We start from the raw sequence: 18,556 nt of genomic DNA on the forward strand, positions 1-18,556 counted from the left end.
AACTTTAATCAGAGGGGGCTATCCCCCACTGATTATTAGCCCTCACCAATCGGGCATTTACGGGCAGTTATCTCCCACCTAACTTCCTTGCATTCGCCGGACTTTGAGGTGGGAGTTTTACTGCCCGTTAATGCGGGATAAATAATCAATACATCTATTTTTTATACATGTACAATACCTTTTATTTAGCGTAAAATATTTTTTATGTGTTTTAATACGCTTCTAGATGTATACACTTTGATTGTTTTAAAGGAGAAAAAATGATGAAATCCGACATTAACAACGAAACTCGAGCCAAAAAAGGACGTTCAAAGAAAAAGCGCCTACTTTGGTTCATTCTTATTCCCTTACTTATTGTAGCAATGGGAGCAGGAGGCTATTCCTTCCATATATACAGTAAAGCAAAATCCGTCTTAAGCAACGCTTATTCTGAACTCGGCCGAGGAGATAAATCCAGCAAACGTGAAAAAGCTGTTAAACCTATGACTGATAATATTTCTGTCCTGATCATGGGTGTTGATGAAAGTGATATCAGGGAAAAAGGTTACGGAAAAGCGACTCGTACAGATGCATTACTACTTGCAACAATTAATAAAAATGATAAATCAGTTAAACTAGTCAGCATTCCACGTGATTCACGCGTCTTCATTAAATCACGTGATAAATATGATAAAATTACACATGCACATGTATTTGGTGGTGTAGACAGCACAATTGATACAGTAGAAAAATTTTTAGATGTACCAGTTGATTACTATGTAAAATTTAATTTCAAATCCTTTATCAAGATTGTTGATTCTCTAGGTGGTATAACTGTCGACGTTCCAGTTGAGTTCACAGAACAAAATAGTAGCGACGAAGCAGGTGCAATTCACCTAAAAAAAGGGCGTCAACATTTAAATGGAGAAGAAGCACTTGCACTAGCTAGAACGCGTCATATTGATAGTGATTATATGCGTGGTCAACGACAACAACTTGTTTTAGAGGCTATTGCTGAAAAAGCCCTATCTCTCAATTCCATTAATAAAATCGGAAGCCTATTAGATGCTGTCGATACAGACTTAAAAACAAATTTAACTTTTGATGATATGATGACTATTGCAAAAAATTCAATGGATTCAAATTTAAAAATGGATAAATTGCAAGTGGAAGGTACTGATAAATATATAGGTGGTATTTATTATTACGTTCCAAACGAAAAGAGTGTTAATGATATATCGACAACACTTCAAGAACATCTCGGTGTTACGAATAAAAATGAGCATAAAAAATTATAATAAAAAGGCTGCTAGATTTTTCTAAGCAGCCTTTTTATTATAATTTTCAACATATTTCTCATGCATATTGTGACAAAAAGAGACAATTATTACAGCAGTGTAACGTTTTTTATGAAAACATTACACACGTAGTGAAAATAATAGTATACTAGGACGTACATAATGTTATTTTCATCATTTTTATACAAAAAATGTAATACATATATTTATACAAATTTTTCTGGGGGAAATAAATGAAGCTAAGCAAAATACTGATTGGTTCCGCTATTGCTGGTGGCATATTACTTTGTGTTGGTGGTATTGGTGGATATCAATATGTATCCAAATTAAATAATCAACTAAATACAACTGCACTACCAAACACTACATTTGAAGGTATTTCTCTTGATGGAAAAAATAAAGCAGATATTCAAGCCCTTGTTAATCAAAAGATGAATGAATTAAATCAAAAATCTCTTAACTACGTATTCCAAAATGATAAGCAAAATTACACGTGGAAAGATTTAGGAGTAGATTATAAAGAGAAGGATATTGTCGACAATATCTTTAAAGAACAAGAAGGGAACGTAATGAATCGTTACAACATGCGTAAGCAAGCTGAAAACGGTGAAGTAAAACGTGACTATAAATTAACACCACAATTAAATACAACAACTTATGAAACCTTTATAAAGGATAAATATAATGAAACATTAAAAAATCCTGTCAACGCCGAATTAAGTGTTGAAGGCTCTACAGTAAATATTAGCCAAAGTCAAAATGGGGAAAAAATTGATAAAGGAAAATTAACCGATTTAACAAGCGCAGCTATTACTTCTGGCACACCCGATGTTGTATTACCAGTTACACTAATAAAACCTGAACGTTCTACAGAAGATATACAACAAATGGGGATTAAAGAAGTGATTGCTGAATACTCTACCCCAATGGCTGGCCGTAATGGAAATCAGTCCTATAACGTAAATAAGTCAGCTAATACTTTAAGTGGAGTTATTGTAGCACCTGATGAAACGTTTAGTTTTAATGGCCGTGTTGGCGTAACTGATGCTGCACATGGTTATAAATCCGCAGCAGTATATTCACAAGGTAAAGTTATACAAAGTGCAGGCGGAGGCGTTTGCCAAGTAAGTAGTACTTTATACAGCGCAGCTTTAAGGGCCGATTTAGGAATTGTTTCTCGAAGCAATCATTCTATGCCCGTAAATTATTTACCACTTGGGCAGGATGCAGCAGTGGCAGATTATGGTCCGGATTTAAAATTTAAAAACAATACAGGTAAGCATATTTACATTCAAGCATTTTCAAATGGCGGTAGTATTACTACACGTATTTTCGGTACAAATACTGGTAAAAATGTTGAAGTTTCTTCTCAAGTAATTAGTAATACTGGTGATAAAATAACAGCGGTTACGTATAAAAAAGTAACACAAAACGGTGAAGTACTCTCAAATGGACAAATTTCAAAAAGCGTATATAAAAGTGCCCCAAAACAATGAGATAATATCAAACGGACAAATTTCAAAAAGCGTATACAAAAAGGCGTGATCTACTCACGCCTTTTTCTTTTGCAATAATAGTAAAAAATTTTCCAGATGATCTTTCGTTTCTTCTAAAGACCACACACGATTGCCTTGCTTCGCAGCTAATACGCACGCTTCTTCCCACGCGTTCTTTTTCTTCATATTTACTAATTCATCGCGTAATTTCAAAACAATCTCTTCGTCCTCTTGCTCTATAAACTCTTCCATCACGCTTACTATTTCATCCTCATGAATACTTAACGTACAGTACGATTTAAGAAAGTATTGTAATGTTGGATACATATATACTCCCCCCTTTATTTATCTGATGGATAAGAAGTAATAATCTTAAATCCTAGATTTCCTGATTTATCTCTCGCTAAAACAGTAACAGTCTTTACTAGTTTGTCTTTTACATTCATATTTTTCTTTATTACTGTTTTTCCAACTGGGAATGAATGAGTTGTATTCAATACAAGACGAGCCTCTTTAGAGTTTTTCAACCAATCCTGAATTTCTTTATCATGTTGTTTTAAACTATCTTTCACAGCCTTTGTCGCTGTTTCCTTATCATAGTATGTACTTGCCGCTGAAACTTTATCTGTCTTCAAACGATTCTTCAAATCCTCTTCTGATTTGCCTACATGCCTTTCAATCGTATGACCATTTTTAGGTGGCCCTTCCATTTCATCTAAAATATTATCACTAATTTTTTCTACTGATGTAGAATGATCCTCTTTTGGTTTTTCTGTTTTTTGTTCTTTTCCTGCACATCCACTTAAAATCAGCATTAGTGCCAATAAACTACTCAAGAAAAGACTACTTAATCGTTTCATCGTATCACCTCTTCCATGATTATTATCGTAACTCCACTAAAAGTCAATTTCACAAAGAAAAAATGGATACAGTTTTAAAATCCCTCATTCATTTCACTATATTTTCCACCCCCCTTTCATCAAATTACTGTTTTTCGCCCTTTTTAAAATATACCCCCATGTTTTTATAATTATTTCCCAGATGAAAACACCAATCGAAACACTCCATAAACCCTTTAAACACAGGATTTATGGAGTGTTTTTTAAATAAACTAAATATACCCCTATTTTCATATACCCTATACCTATATAAGGTATAAAAACACCTTTCTATCAACTGTTTTCTACATTATGTAAATTTGCACTTGCCTATACAATGTAAATATGGTGTAATGCAAAAAAAGATAAAGGATTTTATAAAATGGCTGAAACAATTCAAAACTTCTTAACAGACTATTATTCAATCGCAATTCCACTTAGTATATTAATCAACATCATCATCAGTCTTTTAGGTTTTATCCCTAGTATTTTTTTGACCGCCATTAATATACAGCTCTTCGGTGTAACAAATGGCACAATCATTTCGATCGCAGGTGAGGCATTAGGGGCTATTATCTCGTTTTATATTTATCGCATAGGCCTTCAAAAGTTCACTCACGATAAAGTAAATAAGTATCCAAAGGTAGAACGTCTTCTTTACGTAGAAGGCAGAGAGGCATTTCTACTCGTCCTATCTTTTCGTTTTATTCCTTTCATTCCGTCCAGTATCGTTACTTTATTTGCAGCTCTCGGCAAAATGTCATTACTCTCTTTCAGTATTGCCAGCACAATAGGGAAAATACCGGCCTTATTGATTGAAGTATATTCTGCATATCATGTCATTAACGGAACAAATGAAGCGAAGTGGATTATTACAATCGCAGGTTGTGTTGGATTGTTTTATTTGTGGAAAAAATGGAGACAAAATAAAGAAGGAGCATAGGCTCCTTCTTTATTTTTTGAAGTATATTCTATTAATATATATATCTTACGAATAGAAATATCTTAGTTTACACCAACAGCACTAAATGATTGCTTAACTGCTGTTACTTCAGCAGAACTCGCACCATATAAATCAGCTGCAGCTTGTACTGCACCAGCACGCGCTTGACTAAATGTAGTAGATTGCGTGAAATACTGTGTATTTGCACGGTAGTAAATCGCACCTAATTTATCTTTACCGATACCAGTTACAGTTACACCAGAATGCGTACCACCATTTGCTAATAAATAAGCTTGTTTGTTAATAATACCACTGTTTGTATGAACGCCACCGTTATCACTTGAACCAGTGTAACGCTTAGAATAATGATCTGGATCACCATATTTCGCTGGATCACTCATAGAACGAAGTGCATCTCCTGCTTGTCCAGGTGTATAAATATCTTCACCAATCTCCCAATCTGGGTTACGGTTATCATAGAATTCTACTAAAGTACCAAAAATATCAGAAATTGCTTCATTTAACGCTCCTGATTCATTTTGATAAATTAAATCCGAGCTATTTTCCGTAACAGCATGTGTTAATTCGTGTCCAATTACATCAATTCCACCAGATAATGAAGTGAATGTTACACCATCACCATCTCCGTATACCATTTGTGAGCCATTCCAGAATGCATTATTATACTTACTTCCGTAATGAACTGTTGATTTTAATGGCGCTCCTGCATCATTAATAGAGTTTCTGTTAAATGTAGCTTTATAGTAATCATATGTTTTACCTGCATAGTAATGAGCATCTACTGCCGCTGCATCATACGCTGCATTGAAAACATTATCTGCATCTGCCCATAATGTTCCTGGTAATGTTGAGCGGTTTTTCGCATCATATGTGAAAATTGTTGCTCCGCGCGTATTATCCTGTAAGTAGTAAGACGATCCAGATAACGTTGTATTAAGCGATTTTGTATCTCCTAATACACCTTTACCAGTTCCAACTTTATTCGTCCCTGTTACAGGCTTTACAACCGCTTTCGCTTCCTGTTTAGGAGCATCTTGCTTAACTGATGACTTATCATCATTCGTTACATGATCAAGTTTATTATATTTATTTAACACTTTACCGCTTTCCGCTTCAATGAAATAGTAATAGTTTCCTGGATTTGGCTCTAAGAAGTTTAAATTCACAACGTATGCATATGTCGTTTCTTCACCATTTTGATATACATATAAGTCCGCTTTTGGATCCACTTCATATTTAGGTGTTACTCCTAAATCTTGTTGCGCAATTTCAATTGCTTTTGCGCCTTCAATCTTATTTTTGTTTTTTAACTTTTCCTTCTTGTCTAAATCAGGCGCAACTGTTCCAGAAAATACTTTTAAAGAACCATCTTTACTTACGTGAGCTACTTGAGTAGAACCCCATACAGGCACTCCCTCGTAAACTTGTTGCATACGCACTACCGTTGAATCAGTTACTGCATCTTTCTTCACTTGTTTCACTTTGAAAGAATCTTGCGCACTCTTTTCCCCTAGCTTATAATCACCTTTTGCTGCGTTTAAGTAATCAAACACCACAGATTCCGCTTTCTTACCAGTCGCTCCAGTTAGATCACCAGAAATAAACTCAGGTGACTGTACCGTCTCATTGTACTTCTTAGTAGAGAGTACATTTTTAGAATCCGCAAACGCAGAGCCTGTCCCTCCAAATGTTGTAACTGCCATTCCTGTCGCTAAAACTAATGCTAAACTCTTCCTTTTCATATAACCTTCCCCCTAATAAAAAATTTTTGAAAAAGAGTAATTTCATATTAGCATTATGTTTCCACTATTAATATACTAAAAATTCAAATAATTTTTTTCTCAAGTTTTGTAGAATTTTGAGGAACAAATATTGAAAAAAACCCTTTCCGTTGGGAAAGGGTTTTTTTTATAAATTAATTTGTTCAACTGTTTTAGCTTCTTGCCCTAGAGTATCCGGCTTCCAAGCATACTGAATATCCAATACTACAGCTGCAATTGCCATAACCACAAATGTTCCTGCAATTAACTTTTTCATACTATCCCTCCTCTTTACTCTTCTAATAAAGTAATCGCTAATTTATAATAGCGATTACTTTCTTTAAAATCTGAGCATTCTTCTAAGTATTCAGCTAGTTCTAAGTATACTTTCTTTAAATCTTTTATATTTTCCTCTGTTTTAAAGAAAGGAACTACTTCTGTTTCTAGAAATTTTTTATAGAGGTCTCTTTCTTCAAAATATTTATATCTTAAATTTAACAATAAATATAACATCCCTTTGTATCTATCATCTTTCCTTGCAGCAAGGATACCTTTTTCAATCCATTCAGCCGCTTCCTCAAGTTCTCCTAATTGAATACACTGTAACGAGAGCTCATACATGGCATCAATATAATTCATATCCTCTTCTTTTTTATACTTTAAGCATTCTATATAATACTCTTTCGCCTTGGCATAATTTTTTTGTCGGTAGTACAGATAACCAATATTATTTAAAGCAATAGAAAGAATATTATCTTTATCAGCAAAAGAAGTTGCTTCTCTTATGATATGATTATAGATTTCCATAGCTTCATTATATTGTTTTTTTCTAGTATAACTAAACGCAATTAAAAACTTACAATTAATTATATTTCTAAATTTATATTCACTTTTAAAACCTTCTAATGCCACATTAGCAAAATATAATGTCATATGGTCTATTTCCATCTGACTATATGTCAATGCCAAATTATAATATATTCCTGTTTCATAATACCCTAACTCTTTCGCCATCGATTCCGTCTTTAACAGATATTCTAATGCCTGCGTATATTTGTACTGCACAGAATATAATAATGCCTTATTATACGTATATAACATCTTCTGAAAAGGCGAGTATTTCTTATACACTTTCTTCAATCCGTCCAATTCTTCTTCAACAGCAGGGAGATCCCGCTTCATCATTAAATAACGTGTATACAGCAGTTTATAATAATTTATAATTTCAAAATCCAACACATGCTTCATTTCACCTTGCAACTCTTCGTATATGCGCTCTACTTGTTGCTTGTCCAAATGAACTAATGCATTCAACCACTCGTCCAACTTCACTTTCACATCTTCTTCTACATCTCTCAAATCCGTCACAGCAATTTCTAGTCTTGCGCAGAGCAATTGTAGAATTTCTTCTGATGCTTCAATCTTTCCATTTTCGATCTTACTTAAGTATGAGACAGAACAAATGCCCTGACATAATTCTTCTTGTGTCATTTTTTGCTGTAGCCGTTTATAAAAAACTTGCTTGCCTATTTTTTCTAATGTTTGTTGCATTGTCCTCCTCCATTCTCATTACCCCCACTACTCTAATAATACATAAAATCTAGAGAAATATAAATTGATAAATGTAAATTTTCTAAAAAATATGCATTATTTCATTTTTTTCTCTCTTGACTTCAATCGCCTATTACTTCTTTGCTACGAAAGGGGAAAAATTGGTATACTATAACCAAATTACGGAGGTGTTTTCGCAATGAATCATTATAAAGACGATAGCTACGCCTTACATACAGATTTATATCAAATCAACATGGCTTATACATATTGGAAAGATGGTATTCATACTCGCCGTTCTGTTTTTGATCTATACTTTCGAAAGCTTCCATTCGAAAACGGCTATGCTGTTTTTGCTGGTCTTGAAAAAATTGTAGAGTACATAGAAAATTTCAGCTTTACCGAAAGTGACATCGCTTATTTAGCAGAGCTGCAATTTGAAGAAGACTTCCTTCATTATTTACAAAACATGAAATTTACTGGCACGATTCGTAGTATGCAAGAAGGCGAAGTTGTTTTTAATAACGAACCATTATTACGTGTTGATGCACCGCTTGGCGAGGCACAAATAATTGAAACTGCCCTCTTAAATATTGTAAATTACCAAACATTAATTGCTACAAAAGCTGCACGTATGAAGCACGCTGCAAATAATGATGAGCTTTTAGAGTTCGGTACAAGACGAGCTCATGAGTTTGATGCTGCCCTTTGGGGAACACGAGCTGCCTTTATTGGTGGTTTTTCATCTACAAGTAACGTTCGCGCAGGGAAACGATTTGGCATCCCTGTAGCTGGCACACATGCCCATTCTTTCGTTCAAGCATATCGCGATGAATATGTTGCATTTAAAAAATATGCTGAAACACATAAAAAATGTGTATTTCTTGTCGATACATACGACACATTAAAATCTGGTGTTCCAAATGCGATTCGTGTTGCAAAAGAGTTCGGGGATCGTATCGATTTTTATGGTATTCGCCTTGATAGTGGTGATATGGCATATTTATCAAAGGAGGCCAGAAAACAACTTGATGCAGCTGGATTTACAAACACAAAAATTATCGCTTCTAGCGATTTAGATGAATATACGATTATGCACTTGAAATCTCAAGGGGCAAAAATTGATGTATGGGGTGTTGGTACAAAGCTGATTACATCCTTTGAGCAGCCAGCATTAGGGGCTGTTTATAAACTAGTCGCTATTGAAGATACTGACGGAAAATTAAATGATACGATTAAGATTTCATCTAATCCTGAAAAAATTACAACCCCAGGACTTAAACGAGTTTATCGTATTATTAACCGTGTTAACGATCATGCAGAGGGCGATTATATTGCTTTAGAGTCAGAAGAACCCGGAAAAGAAGAGCGTTTAAAAATGTTTCATCCAGTTCATACATATATAAGTAAATTCGTAACAAGCTTTGAAGCACGCGAACTACATCAAGATATTTTCATTAACGGTAAAAGAGCGTATGAATTACCTAATATATTAGATATTCAAAAGTATAATGAACGCAGCCTCTCACTATTTTGGGAAGAGTATATGCGAACTTTAAACCCAGAAGAGTACCCTGTCGATTTAAGCCAAGAATGTTGGGATCATAAAATGAATTATATTCAAACTGTTCGAGAACAGGTTGAAAAAAACATACAAAAATAAAGTGAAGCTTTAATCAGTGGGGTTTTGTCCCTCCCCCACTTCTCCATTTTTCAATACTATATGGATATTTGTAAAAAATATATTAAAATAATAAGAAGAATATTATATTTTTGTAAATTTATATATTAAATTATTTAAAAACAAAATAATATTTGATATTATTTTCTTGAGTCAATTTCAACAAAATAACCAATAAAAAAGAGGACGCAATTGCGTCCTCTTTTTTATAAATCTTTTACTCGTAGTACACGCATTGCATTTAATACCGCAAGTAACGTCACACCAACATCTGAGAAGACTGCTTCCCACATTGTTGCAATACCAAAGGCGCCGAGTAATAACACTAACCCTTTTACCCCTAATGCAAATATAATATTTTGCCATACGATGCTACGTGTACGTTTTGCAATTTTTACTGCTGTCACAATTTTTGAAGGCTCATCAGTCATAATAACGATGTCAGCAGCTTCAATTGCTGCATCTGACCCTAAGCCGCCCATCGCAATACCAACGTCTGCCCTTGCTAGTACTGGCGTATCATTAATACCATCACCGACGAATGCAATCTTTTCTTTACCGCGTTTTGCTGCATCAATTTTTTCGATTGCTTCTACTTTTTGGTGTGGTAATAATTCGGCATGAATTTCATCTAAACCTAATTCTTTACCAACAGCTTCCCCGACTGATTTTACATCACCAGTTAACATGACTGTCTTCTTAATACCTAGTTCTTTTAACTTTTGAATTGCTTGTTTTGAATCCTCTTTTACCTCATCAGAGATAACAATATAACCTGCATATTTACCATCTACAGCAACATGAACTAGTGTACCTACTGTATTTGGTTGCTTAAATGTAATGTTTTCTTTGCTCATTAATTTAGCATTACCTGCGAAAATTTCTTTTCCTTGTACTTTTACAACCGTACCATGACCAGAAATTTCACTATAGTCTTCAATAGCATTTTCATCGATTGATTTTCCATATGCATTTCGAATAGATTGTGCAATCGGATGATTTGAATATACTTCTGCAAATGCTGCATATTCTAATAGCTCTTCAGCTGCGATACCTTCACTAGGCTCCATCTTCGTAACTTTAAAGACACCTTTTGTTAATGTTCCTGTTTTATCAAAAACGATATATTTCACATCATTCAATGCTTCTAAATAGTTACTTCCTTTTACTAAAATACCACTTTTAGATGCCCCACCAATACCGCCAAAGAATCCAAGAGGAATCGATACAACGAGCGCACATGGACAAGAGATTACTAAGAACACTAAAGCTCTATAAATCCAATCGGAGAATGTAGCACCCTCTAAAATAAGTGGTGGAATAAATGCCATTATTGCTGCTGTTATAACTACAACAGGAGTATAATAACGTGCAAACTTTGTAATAAAGTTTTCTGTTGGCGCTTTTTTGCTACTTGCATTTTGTACTAAGTCTAAAATTTTCGATACAGTGGATTCACCAAACTCTTTTGTAACTTCGACAATTAATACACCATTTTGGTTTACAAAACCACTTAATACGTCATTACCAACTTCTACTTCCCTCGGTACAGACTCACCTGTTAACGCTGAAGTATCCATCATTGATGTTCCCTCAACTACTTTCCCGTCTAACGGTACTTTTTCACCTGGTTTTACGATAATATACTCACCAATTTGCACATCTTCTGGTGATACTTGTTTCGTTTCGTTTCCAACTTTCACATTTGCATAGTCAGGACGAATATCCATTAATGACGTAATTGATTTTCGAGAACGATTTACTGCAATACTTTGGAACAGTTCCCCTACTTGGTAAAATAGCATAACTGCTACCGCTTCTGGATATTGTTGAATCGCGAAAGCTCCTAAAGTTGCAATTGCCATTAAAAAGTTTTCATCGAACACTTGGCCGCGAGTTATGTTTCTTACCGCTCTCCAAACGATATCTCCACCTATTAATAAATAAGCAAGGACGAATAATGGAATTGTTATCATTTGCGGTAATCCGGCTAACGCAGCAATTCCTGTCAAAATTCCACCGACTACTAATCTTCCTATCATCTTTTTCACATTTCCATCACCATGATCATGGTCGTGTCCTTTTTCCTCTTCACGAACAACTTTTACATCAGGCTCTAACTTTTGAACAACATTTTTTATATTTTGTACAGTCGATTCAAGTTCTCGTTTATTTGCAACTTCTACTCGTAATTTCTTTGATACGAAATCAACAGTCGCTTCTGAAATTGTTGGCATTTCCTTTACCTTATTTTCAATCTTCATTGCACAATTTGCACAGTCTAAGCCTTCTAATACAAATACTTCTTTTACTGATTTTATTTTTTGCTCTTCTTGCACTTTAATATGTGGCTCTAATTTTGTAACAAGTTGCTTCGCTTCCGTAACAACTTGATTTTCTTTATTTTGCGGTGTTTCTAAAAGCATCGTTTTTGTTGCAAAGTTTACGGAACAAGATGTTACCCCTTCTATATTCCCAACACCTTTTTCAATTTTCATTGCACAATTTGCACAATCTAAACCTTCTAGCATAAGTTTCTTTTTCACTAATGCTTCTGCCATCGTTCTCCCTCCTCGCTTTTTTATTCTTCCTCGTTTACGTGTTCAAACGCTTGCTCGAAGATATGAATTACGTGTTGATCAGCTAATGAGTAATAAACTACCTTTCCTTCTTTACGGTTCTTTACAAGCTTTGCTTGCTTTAATACACGAAGCTGATGTGAGATTGAAGATTGCGTCATTCCTAATAAATAAGCTAAATCACAAACACACATTTCAGCTTCAAATAATGCATGTAATATTCTCGTACGTGTACGGTCACCTAATACTTTAAATAATTCTGCTACTTTACTTAAACTTTCATCAGTCGGAATTGTTTGTTTTACTTGATCCACGATTTCCTCGTGAATTACCGTTTGAGAACATGCTTCCTGTTGCGTTTCTACTTTATTTTCAGCCATCACAGCTCACCTCTTTATTTGAACATATGAACAACTATTCATATGTCTTATACCTTTATTATATGAGCGTCCATTCATATGTGTCAATGAATTCTCATACATTTTTTAAAACATTTCGTTCACATTTCAAAATAAACATATAAATATTCTCCGCATCTATCATGCCCTTCATACAAAAAGGATGCACGAAAACTACCGTGCATCCCTTCTTATTTATCCCGCATTAACGGGCAGTAAGACTCCCACCTCAAAATGCAGTTGGAACAAAGAAGTTAGGTGGGAGATTAACTGCCCGTAAAAGCCCGATTGGTGAGGGCTAATAATCAGTGAGGGATGAAGCCCCCCACTGATTAAAGTTTCACTTTATTAACTTTTACTGCATCCACAATTAACGAAGCAAATCCTAACTTTCCATCCTGATTTCTATGATCAAAGCGTTTCGAACGATAAATAAGTCCACCGTTCTCTTTCCAATCACTATAATGAAACTGGCCATTCTCATCACAGTATTCTAAAAGCTTTACTTGAAAACCTACTGCTTCAAACATAGATATAATCGTTTTGTAGTTATGTACAATTTTATGACTTGCAGCTGGATGATCTAACGGGCCAGGTCCTCCCACTTGCACACCACGCTGATATTCTTCATTGGGGAAAAATGCATCCGGCACTGCACAACGAATATAACCATCATCTTGTAAAAACTCAAAGCATATTTTAGCTGCTTCTATACCTTCTTCATACGATAAATGCTCCCATACATGTTCAGCTAAAATTACCGATAAAGAATTAGGCTGAAATTTATTAAGCCACGTTTCTCTTTTTAATAAATTTAATTCATCCTCATTTGTATGTAACCAACCTGGGTTATTATTATATCCCTCTGCTCCAACGACAACTTTCGTCTCCATCTTTCCACCCCTTCTTATATTCCGACATAAAAATTCGACAACATAACATTGGTCTCCTTTATTTCCCCAAAAGAAAAAGCCTTGCGCGCTCCCTAGACGCACAAGGCTTACTAACTTTATATCCCTTTAATTAGCTTTTTCTAAACTATCTTGCGAACTTCCATCGTCTTTTAAATGACTATGTTTTTTCGAATAAACAAAGTATACAACCACTCCGATTGCTAACCAAACACCGAAGTATATCCATGTTTTTAACGGTAGATTTACCATTAAGAATAGACAGCTTGCAACTGAAATAATCGGTAAGATTGGTACAAGTGGTACCATAAATCCACGTTGTAATTTTGGGTGCGTTTTACGAAGAATGATGACAGTTACACCAACCATCGCAAATGTTAATAACGCTCCAATATTCGCTAAATTCGACAATTCTTTTAAATCGATAAATCCGGCAATTAAAGCACTACCAATTCCTGTTAACCAAACTGAAAATGTTGGTGCTTCTGTCTTCTTGTTAATTTTCGCAAAAGATTTTGGCAATAAACCGTCACGGCTCATAGCGAAGAATACACGTGTTGTAGCGTAGATGTATGCGAAAATTACAGCCATAATACCAATTACAGCTCCAATAGCGATTACACCAGCCACTTTATCTTGTCCTACAACTTCTAATACATAGGCCATCGCTTCAGGTACATCTAATTCCTTATAAGAAACCATACCTGTCATAACGAGACAAACTACAACATAAATGATTGTACAAATGACTAATGAAGCAATAATACCAATCGGCAAATCACGTTGTGGATTTTTCACTTCTTCAGCAGAAGTTGCTAATGCATCAAATCCTAAGAAAGCGAAGAATACTGCTGCTCCTCCGGCAAAGACTCCACTTAAGCCGTACGGTGCAAATGGTATCCAGTTTTCTGGTTTCACGTAGAATACACCAACTGCAATGAATAAAACAACAATACCAATTTTAATTAATACCATTATGTTATTCACACGCTTACTTTCTTTTGTACCTCGTGATAATAACCAAGTTATCATCAACGTAACGATAATTGCGGGTAAGTTCACCATACCACCTTGCGATGGAATCGTTAACAATGCTTTAGGAATTTCAAGTCCTAATCCACTCACTAAATTATTGAAATAACCTGTCCATCCGCCAGCTACTGCGGCAGTCGTTACGACATATACCGATAGCAATGTCCATCCCATTAAATGGGCAACAAACTCACCAATTGTTGCATATGAATATGTGTACACACTACCTGAAACAGGAAGTGCAGATGCAACCTCTGCATAACATAAAGCTGCAAATCCACAAACAATTGCTGCAATCATAAATGAAAAAATAACTGCTGGACCAGCATCTCTTGCTGCTACTAATCCAGTTAATACTAGAACTCCTGTACCAATTATCGCACCAATCCCTAGCATTGTTAGGTCAAATGCCCCTAGCGTTTTCGTCAAAGTTTTACTTTTACTTTCCCCTAACAATTGCGTAACGGATTTCTTTTTAAATAGGTTGGCCACGATGAATGCCCCCTTTTACCAAGAAGAGCTAAGAGGTATTATCTCTTAGCTCTTATCATGTTGTTTTATACATTGTTCGATTTTGTTTTGTATAATGCTTCTATTAGCAAGATACTGTTTCTGCTTCTAATAATTCTTTAGCACCTTTGTACTCTACACCGTGAGCTTCTGCAACTGCTTCGAATGTTACATAGCCTTCTAATGTATTAATACCTTTTAATAATGCAGTGTTGCCTAGGCAAGCTTCTTTGTAGCCTTTGTTAGCAATTTGTACTGCATATGGTACTGTTACGTTTGTTAATGCAAGAGTTGATGTACGTGGAACCGCACCTGGCATGTTTGCAACTGCATAGTGAACAACGCCGTGTTTTTCATAAGTTGGGTTATCATGAGTTGTAATACGGTCAGTTGTTTCGAAAATACCACCTTGGTCAATCGCGATATCTACAACAACAGAACCTTGTTCCATTGATTTAATCATTTCTTCTGTTACAAGTTTTGGCGCTTTTGCACCTGGGATTAATACTGCACCGATTACAAGATCAGACTCTTTTACAGCTTCTGCAATATTGTAAGGATTAGACATTAAAGTTTTTACTTGGTTTCCGAAAATGTCATCTAATTGACGAAGACGTTCTGCACTTAAGTCGATGATTGTTACATCCGCACCTAGTCCAACTGCAATTTTAGCAGCATTTGTACCAGCTTGTCCACCACCGATAATTGTTACTTTACCACGTTTAACTCCTGGAACACCTGCAAGTAAGATACCTTTACCGCCTTTGTTTTTCTCAAGGAATTGCGCACCGATTTGTGCAGCCATACGACCAGCTACTTCACTCATAGGTGCAAGTAATGGTAATGAACGGTTTTCTAATTGTACTGTTTCATATGCGATAGCAACAACTTTCTTTTCAATTAACGCTTTTGTTAATTCTGGTTCTGGAGCTAAGTGTAAGTATGTGAATAAGATTAAACCTTCGCTGAAGTGTTTGTATTCGCTTTCAACTGGTTCCTTAACTTTCATAACCATTTCCATGTTCCAAGCTTCTTCAGCCGTATCAACAATTTTCGCTCCCGCTTCAACATACTGAGCATCTGTGAAACCAGATCCTACACCTGCGTCCTTTTGAATGAATACTTCGTGATTGTTACGAACTAAATGTACAACACCTGCTGGTGTCATTGCCACACGGTTTTCGTTGTTTTTAATTTCTGCTGGTACCCCAATACGCATAATGAAATGCCCCCTTATAATTAACAGAAAAAAGGAATTCTTTTTTCTTTTTTAAATAATTAATAACTTATGTCCTTATTCTAGCATAACTTAAAAGTTATGAAAACGCTAACATACTATTTTTTTAAAGTTTATATATTTAGAATAGTGTAAATATATAAAACATTGATTTTATTGGGTTCTCCGTACCACTCCATCATCTATTACTCTATTTCTATTATATCTATTCAAAATGCATAGTAATTATTTATTATTTGACAATAATGTAACAATGTAAAAAAACTAAGCAATGACGTATACATATACACTTATTACTTTGTTCAATACTTTAGAAATATATTCTTTTCACAAAAAAACAGCTACTAGCATTTAGCCAGCAGCTGGATAACTTATAAATAACTTTGAAAATAGATCTTCTGTCGTCTCAGTAATTTTATCAAACATATCACTTTCACGATCTTCTTGCTCTTTTAACATCTTAATTGTTTCACGTGCGTCTTCAGGATAATCGGTAATGATACCATCTACGTTTAACTTATAATATGCCTTTAAACTTTCCATATCATTTACTGTCCATACGTAAATTGGCTTGTTTAGCTTCCTTGCTTCTTTTACTAATTTCTTATTTAACATGTATTCTTCTGCTACATAAAAATCAGCATTCACATTCTTTAAGTTAGCTCTACTCGCATACAGTATATATCCTACTTTTATATTTGGATTTGCACGTTTAAACTCTTTAATAAGCGGATAGTGTAACGTTTGAATGACACATTGCTTCTCAAATTCATTATCTTTAATCGCTTTTAATACTTTGTTTACGAAATCTTTTTCGCCACCATGGAGCTTCACTTCAATATTAAGTTTGATTTTTCCTTTTGCCAGCTTAATGATCTCATCAAGTGTACTTATTTGTCCTGAAAACCCATCTTGACTAAGGGTAAGCTGTCTTAACTCCTCCATCGTTAAATCTGACACGTGAACATTAGCATTCGCAAGACGTTTTAGCTTCAAATCATGTATAACTGCTAGTTCACCGTCTTTTGTTTGCAGTACATCAATTTCAGCGTAGTCTGCTTTGGCATCAATAGCCCCCTGCAGAGCTTCTTTCGTATTCTCTACACCTTTTGAAATATAACCACGATGAGCCATAATAATTGGTTCTTTATATGAATTTGAAATAAACGTTACAATGAAGGCAACGACCATTCCGGCAGTAATAATTCCTACAATATATACACCAATAAATTTCCAACGATGTTTTTGGAAGAAACATTTATCTGCTTTTGTTTTCGAATAATCTAATCCTTCTTCTAATAAAACATCTTCAACCGGAACCTTTTGTAAATACAATCGTGTTATTGCCATAATATAAAATGGCGTCACGATAAAACTAAATAAATACAATGTACTCGTTAAAAATACAGACATTGTTGATTCTGCTAATAATGCAAATGTTCCCTGTGGATTTGTAAATTCATACATGCCCCATAGACACAATAAATACATTCCAAAAAATACACCGTACACAATCCCTATTGAAATAAAAAATCCTACTAAAAAGAATAGTACTTTAAAAAAACTTTCTTTTACTAACGTTGCACTTTTACGTGCTGCTGTGCGAAACGGCTTTTGCTCTAAAACAACAATAGGTAGAACAAAAATCCAGCGAAGGTTCAAATACGCAACTACAGCAAAGAACGTGTAATAACCAACTTGTCCCATCGTTGTCTTAAACAGTTCTCCTGTAATAAAGTTAGGAATTTGAATTTGCGGAATTAATGCCGTTTCATATCCAAGATTTAAAAGAGGTAACAATACGACAGCATATAAAATAAATCCTGGTAAGCAATATGTGAAAAGAGTAGGTAAATACGTTACGGTTTTATATAAAATCGGACGTAATTTCACCTTTTGTCTTTTATGAGCGAAGTACGAAATGATAATAAGCACCGCAAATTCCGTAAAGATAAGAAACAGTGCTAACAATGATAAAATTACGATTGCCAAAATGCCGTATGGTGTCTTTAAAAACGCTAATAATTCATCATTCGTCGCATTTGCATAACCACCAAAATACAATAACTTATTAAAAATGATCCCAAATAGCGGGACAAATACAATCGCTGCTAATAATTTATAAGTAAGTTGAAAGGTTAATACATTCCAAAAAGCAAATCTAACTGTTTGAAAGGAATGTCCCATTACTCCTGGTATAGATAGTCTTTTACGGTGTTGCATATATTCCTCCACATTCTAAAACGATATTTGAGATGGATTCCATATTTCCAATTTCAATC

The 18,556-nt window shown here is 34.8% G+C and carries 15 protein-coding genes; 4 read left to right on the forward strand and 11 right to left on the reverse strand.

Translation table 11 applies throughout. The annotated features are described in order from the left end of the window. Positions 1-260 precede the first annotated feature (260 nt). The gene (locus JFU18_RS12520; RefSeq protein ID WP_085309057.1) at positions 261-1,277 is read left to right on the forward strand and encodes an LCP family glycopolymer transferase; all 1,017 of its coding nucleotides are present in this window, start codon (positions 261-263) and stop codon (positions 1,275-1,277) included. A 233-nt stretch (positions 1,278-1,510) separates the two neighbouring features. Next, the gene (locus JFU18_RS12525) at positions 1,511-2,773 is read left to right on the forward strand and encodes a VanW family protein (RefSeq protein WP_002010475.1); all 1,263 of its coding nucleotides are present in this window, start codon (positions 1,511-1,513) and stop codon (positions 2,771-2,773) included. Positions 2,774-2,827: 54 nt separating this feature from the next. Here JFU18_RS12525 and JFU18_RS12530 read toward each other — a convergent pair whose 3' ends face one another. Next, positions 2,828-3,100 (reverse strand): hypothetical protein, encoded by a 273-nt coding sequence (locus JFU18_RS12530; RefSeq protein WP_016097207.1) that lies wholly within the window; start codon positions 3,098-3,100, stop codon positions 2,828-2,830. Positions 3,101-3,114: 14 nt separating this feature from the next. After that, a complete protein-coding gene (locus JFU18_RS12535) occupies positions 3,115-3,633 on the reverse strand; it encodes an RNase A-like domain-containing lipoprotein (RefSeq protein WP_002125157.1) in 519 nt (172 codons plus the stop codon). Positions 3,634-4,033: 400 nt separating this feature from the next. Between JFU18_RS12535 and JFU18_RS12540 the strand changes: the two genes are divergently transcribed. Beyond that, positions 4,034-4,594: a TVP38/TMEM64 family protein gene (locus JFU18_RS12540; RefSeq protein WP_085309053.1), complete on the forward strand. Its 561-nt coding sequence runs from the start codon at positions 4,034-4,036 to the stop codon at positions 4,592-4,594. Between the two features lie 62 nt (positions 4,595-4,656). Here JFU18_RS12540 and JFU18_RS12545 read toward each other — a convergent pair whose 3' ends face one another. From JFU18_RS12545 to JFU18_RS12555, 3 genes are all read right to left on the reverse strand, one after another. After that, a complete protein-coding gene (locus tag JFU18_RS12545) occupies positions 4,657-6,357 on the reverse strand; it encodes a M4 family metallopeptidase (protein WP_201034691.1) in 1,701 nt (566 codons plus the stop codon). A gap of 166 nt (positions 6,358-6,523) precedes the next feature. Then, complete coding sequence (locus JFU18_RS12550) at positions 6,524-6,652, reverse strand: NprX family peptide pheromone (RefSeq protein WP_000733136.1); 129 nt, start codon at positions 6,650-6,652, stop codon at positions 6,524-6,526. Positions 6,653-6,666: 14 nt separating this feature from the next. Continuing rightward, a complete protein-coding gene (locus JFU18_RS12555) occupies positions 6,667-7,926 on the reverse strand; it encodes a helix-turn-helix transcriptional regulator (RefSeq protein ID WP_201032442.1) in 1,260 nt (419 codons plus the stop codon). 199 nt (positions 7,927-8,125) lie between these two features. Between JFU18_RS12555 and JFU18_RS12560 the strand changes: the two genes are divergently transcribed. Continuing rightward, on the forward strand, positions 8,126-9,589 hold the full coding sequence (locus tag JFU18_RS12560) for a nicotinate phosphoribosyltransferase (RefSeq protein WP_002169184.1): 1,464 nt from the start codon (positions 8,126-8,128) through the stop codon (positions 9,587-9,589). 224 nt (positions 9,590-9,813) lie between these two features. Here the strand turns inward: JFU18_RS12560 and JFU18_RS12565 are convergent, their stop codons facing one another. The 6 genes from JFU18_RS12565 to JFU18_RS12590 form a co-directional block, all read right to left on the reverse strand. Next, on the reverse strand, positions 9,814-12,168 hold the full coding sequence (locus JFU18_RS12565) for a heavy metal translocating P-type ATPase (protein ID WP_201032441.1): 2,355 nt from the start codon (positions 12,166-12,168) through the stop codon (positions 9,814-9,816). 20 nt (positions 12,169-12,188) lie between these two features. After that, positions 12,189-12,566: an ArsR/SmtB family transcription factor gene (locus tag JFU18_RS12570; protein ID WP_002010461.1), complete on the reverse strand. Its 378-nt coding sequence runs from the start codon at positions 12,564-12,566 to the stop codon at positions 12,189-12,191. A 350-nt stretch (positions 12,567-12,916) separates the two neighbouring features. Next, on the reverse strand, positions 12,917-13,477 hold the full coding sequence (locus JFU18_RS12575) for a class I SAM-dependent methyltransferase (protein ID WP_033713463.1): 561 nt from the start codon (positions 13,475-13,477) through the stop codon (positions 12,917-12,919). A 126-nt stretch (positions 13,478-13,603) separates the two neighbouring features. Then, complete coding sequence (locus JFU18_RS12580) at positions 13,604-15,019, reverse strand: amino acid permease (protein ID WP_201032440.1); 1,416 nt, start codon at positions 15,017-15,019, stop codon at positions 13,604-13,606. A gap of 103 nt (positions 15,020-15,122) precedes the next feature. Beyond that, a complete protein-coding gene (gene ald, locus JFU18_RS12585; RefSeq protein ID WP_002010453.1) occupies positions 15,123-16,256 on the reverse strand; it encodes an alanine dehydrogenase in 1,134 nt (377 codons plus the stop codon). Positions 16,257-16,625: 369 nt separating this feature from the next. Further along, on the reverse strand, positions 16,626-18,497 hold the full coding sequence (locus JFU18_RS12590; protein WP_201034690.1) for a glycerophosphoryl diester phosphodiesterase membrane domain-containing protein: 1,872 nt from the start codon (positions 18,495-18,497) through the stop codon (positions 16,626-16,628). Positions 18,498-18,556 lie beyond the last annotated feature (59 nt).

This window comes from Bacillus sp. TH22 (assembly GCF_016651015.1).
GTDB classification, from domain to species: domain Bacteria; phylum Bacillota; class Bacilli; order Bacillales; family Bacillaceae_G; genus Bacillus_A; species Bacillus_A mycoides.

Coding starts and splice junctions, on each gene's coding strand:
- JFU18_RS12520 (WP_085309057.1), top strand. CDS start 261: ATGATGAAATCCGACATTAACAACGAAACTCGAGCCAAAAAAGGACGT.
- JFU18_RS12525 (WP_002010475.1), top strand. CDS start 1,511: ATGAAGCTAAGCAAAATACTGATTGGTTCCGCTATTGCTGGTGGCATA.
- JFU18_RS12530 (WP_016097207.1), bottom strand. CDS start 3,100: ATGTATCCAACATTACAATACTTTCTTAAATCGTACTGTACGTTAAGT.
- JFU18_RS12535 (WP_002125157.1), bottom strand. CDS start 3,633: ATGAAACGATTAAGTAGTCTTTTCTTGAGTAGTTTATTGGCACTAATG.
- JFU18_RS12540 (WP_085309053.1), top strand. CDS start 4,034: ATGGCTGAAACAATTCAAAACTTCTTAACAGACTATTATTCAATCGCA.
- JFU18_RS12545 (WP_201034691.1), bottom strand. CDS start 6,357: ATGAAAAGGAAGAGTTTAGCATTAGTTTTAGCGACAGGAATGGCAGTT.
- JFU18_RS12550 (WP_000733136.1), bottom strand. CDS start 6,652: ATGAAAAAGTTAATTGCAGGAACATTTGTGGTTATGGCAATTGCAGCT.
- JFU18_RS12555 (WP_201032442.1), bottom strand. CDS start 7,926: ATGCAACAAACATTAGAAAAAATAGGCAAGCAAGTTTTTTATAAACGG.
- JFU18_RS12560 (WP_002169184.1), top strand. CDS start 8,126: ATGAATCATTATAAAGACGATAGCTACGCCTTACATACAGATTTATAT.
- JFU18_RS12565 (WP_201032441.1), bottom strand. CDS start 12,168: ATGGCAGAAGCATTAGTGAAAAAGAAACTTATGCTAGAAGGTTTAGAT.
- JFU18_RS12570 (WP_002010461.1), bottom strand. CDS start 12,566: ATGGCTGAAAATAAAGTAGAAACGCAACAGGAAGCATGTTCTCAAACG.
- JFU18_RS12575 (WP_033713463.1), bottom strand. CDS start 13,477: ATGGAGACGAAAGTTGTCGTTGGAGCAGAGGGATATAATAATAACCCA.
- ald (WP_002010453.1), bottom strand. CDS start 16,256: ATGCGTATTGGGGTACCAGCAGAAATTAAAAACAACGAAAACCGTGTG.
- JFU18_RS12590 (WP_201034690.1), bottom strand. CDS start 18,497: ATGCAACACCGTAAAAGACTATCTATACCAGGAGTAATGGGACATTCC.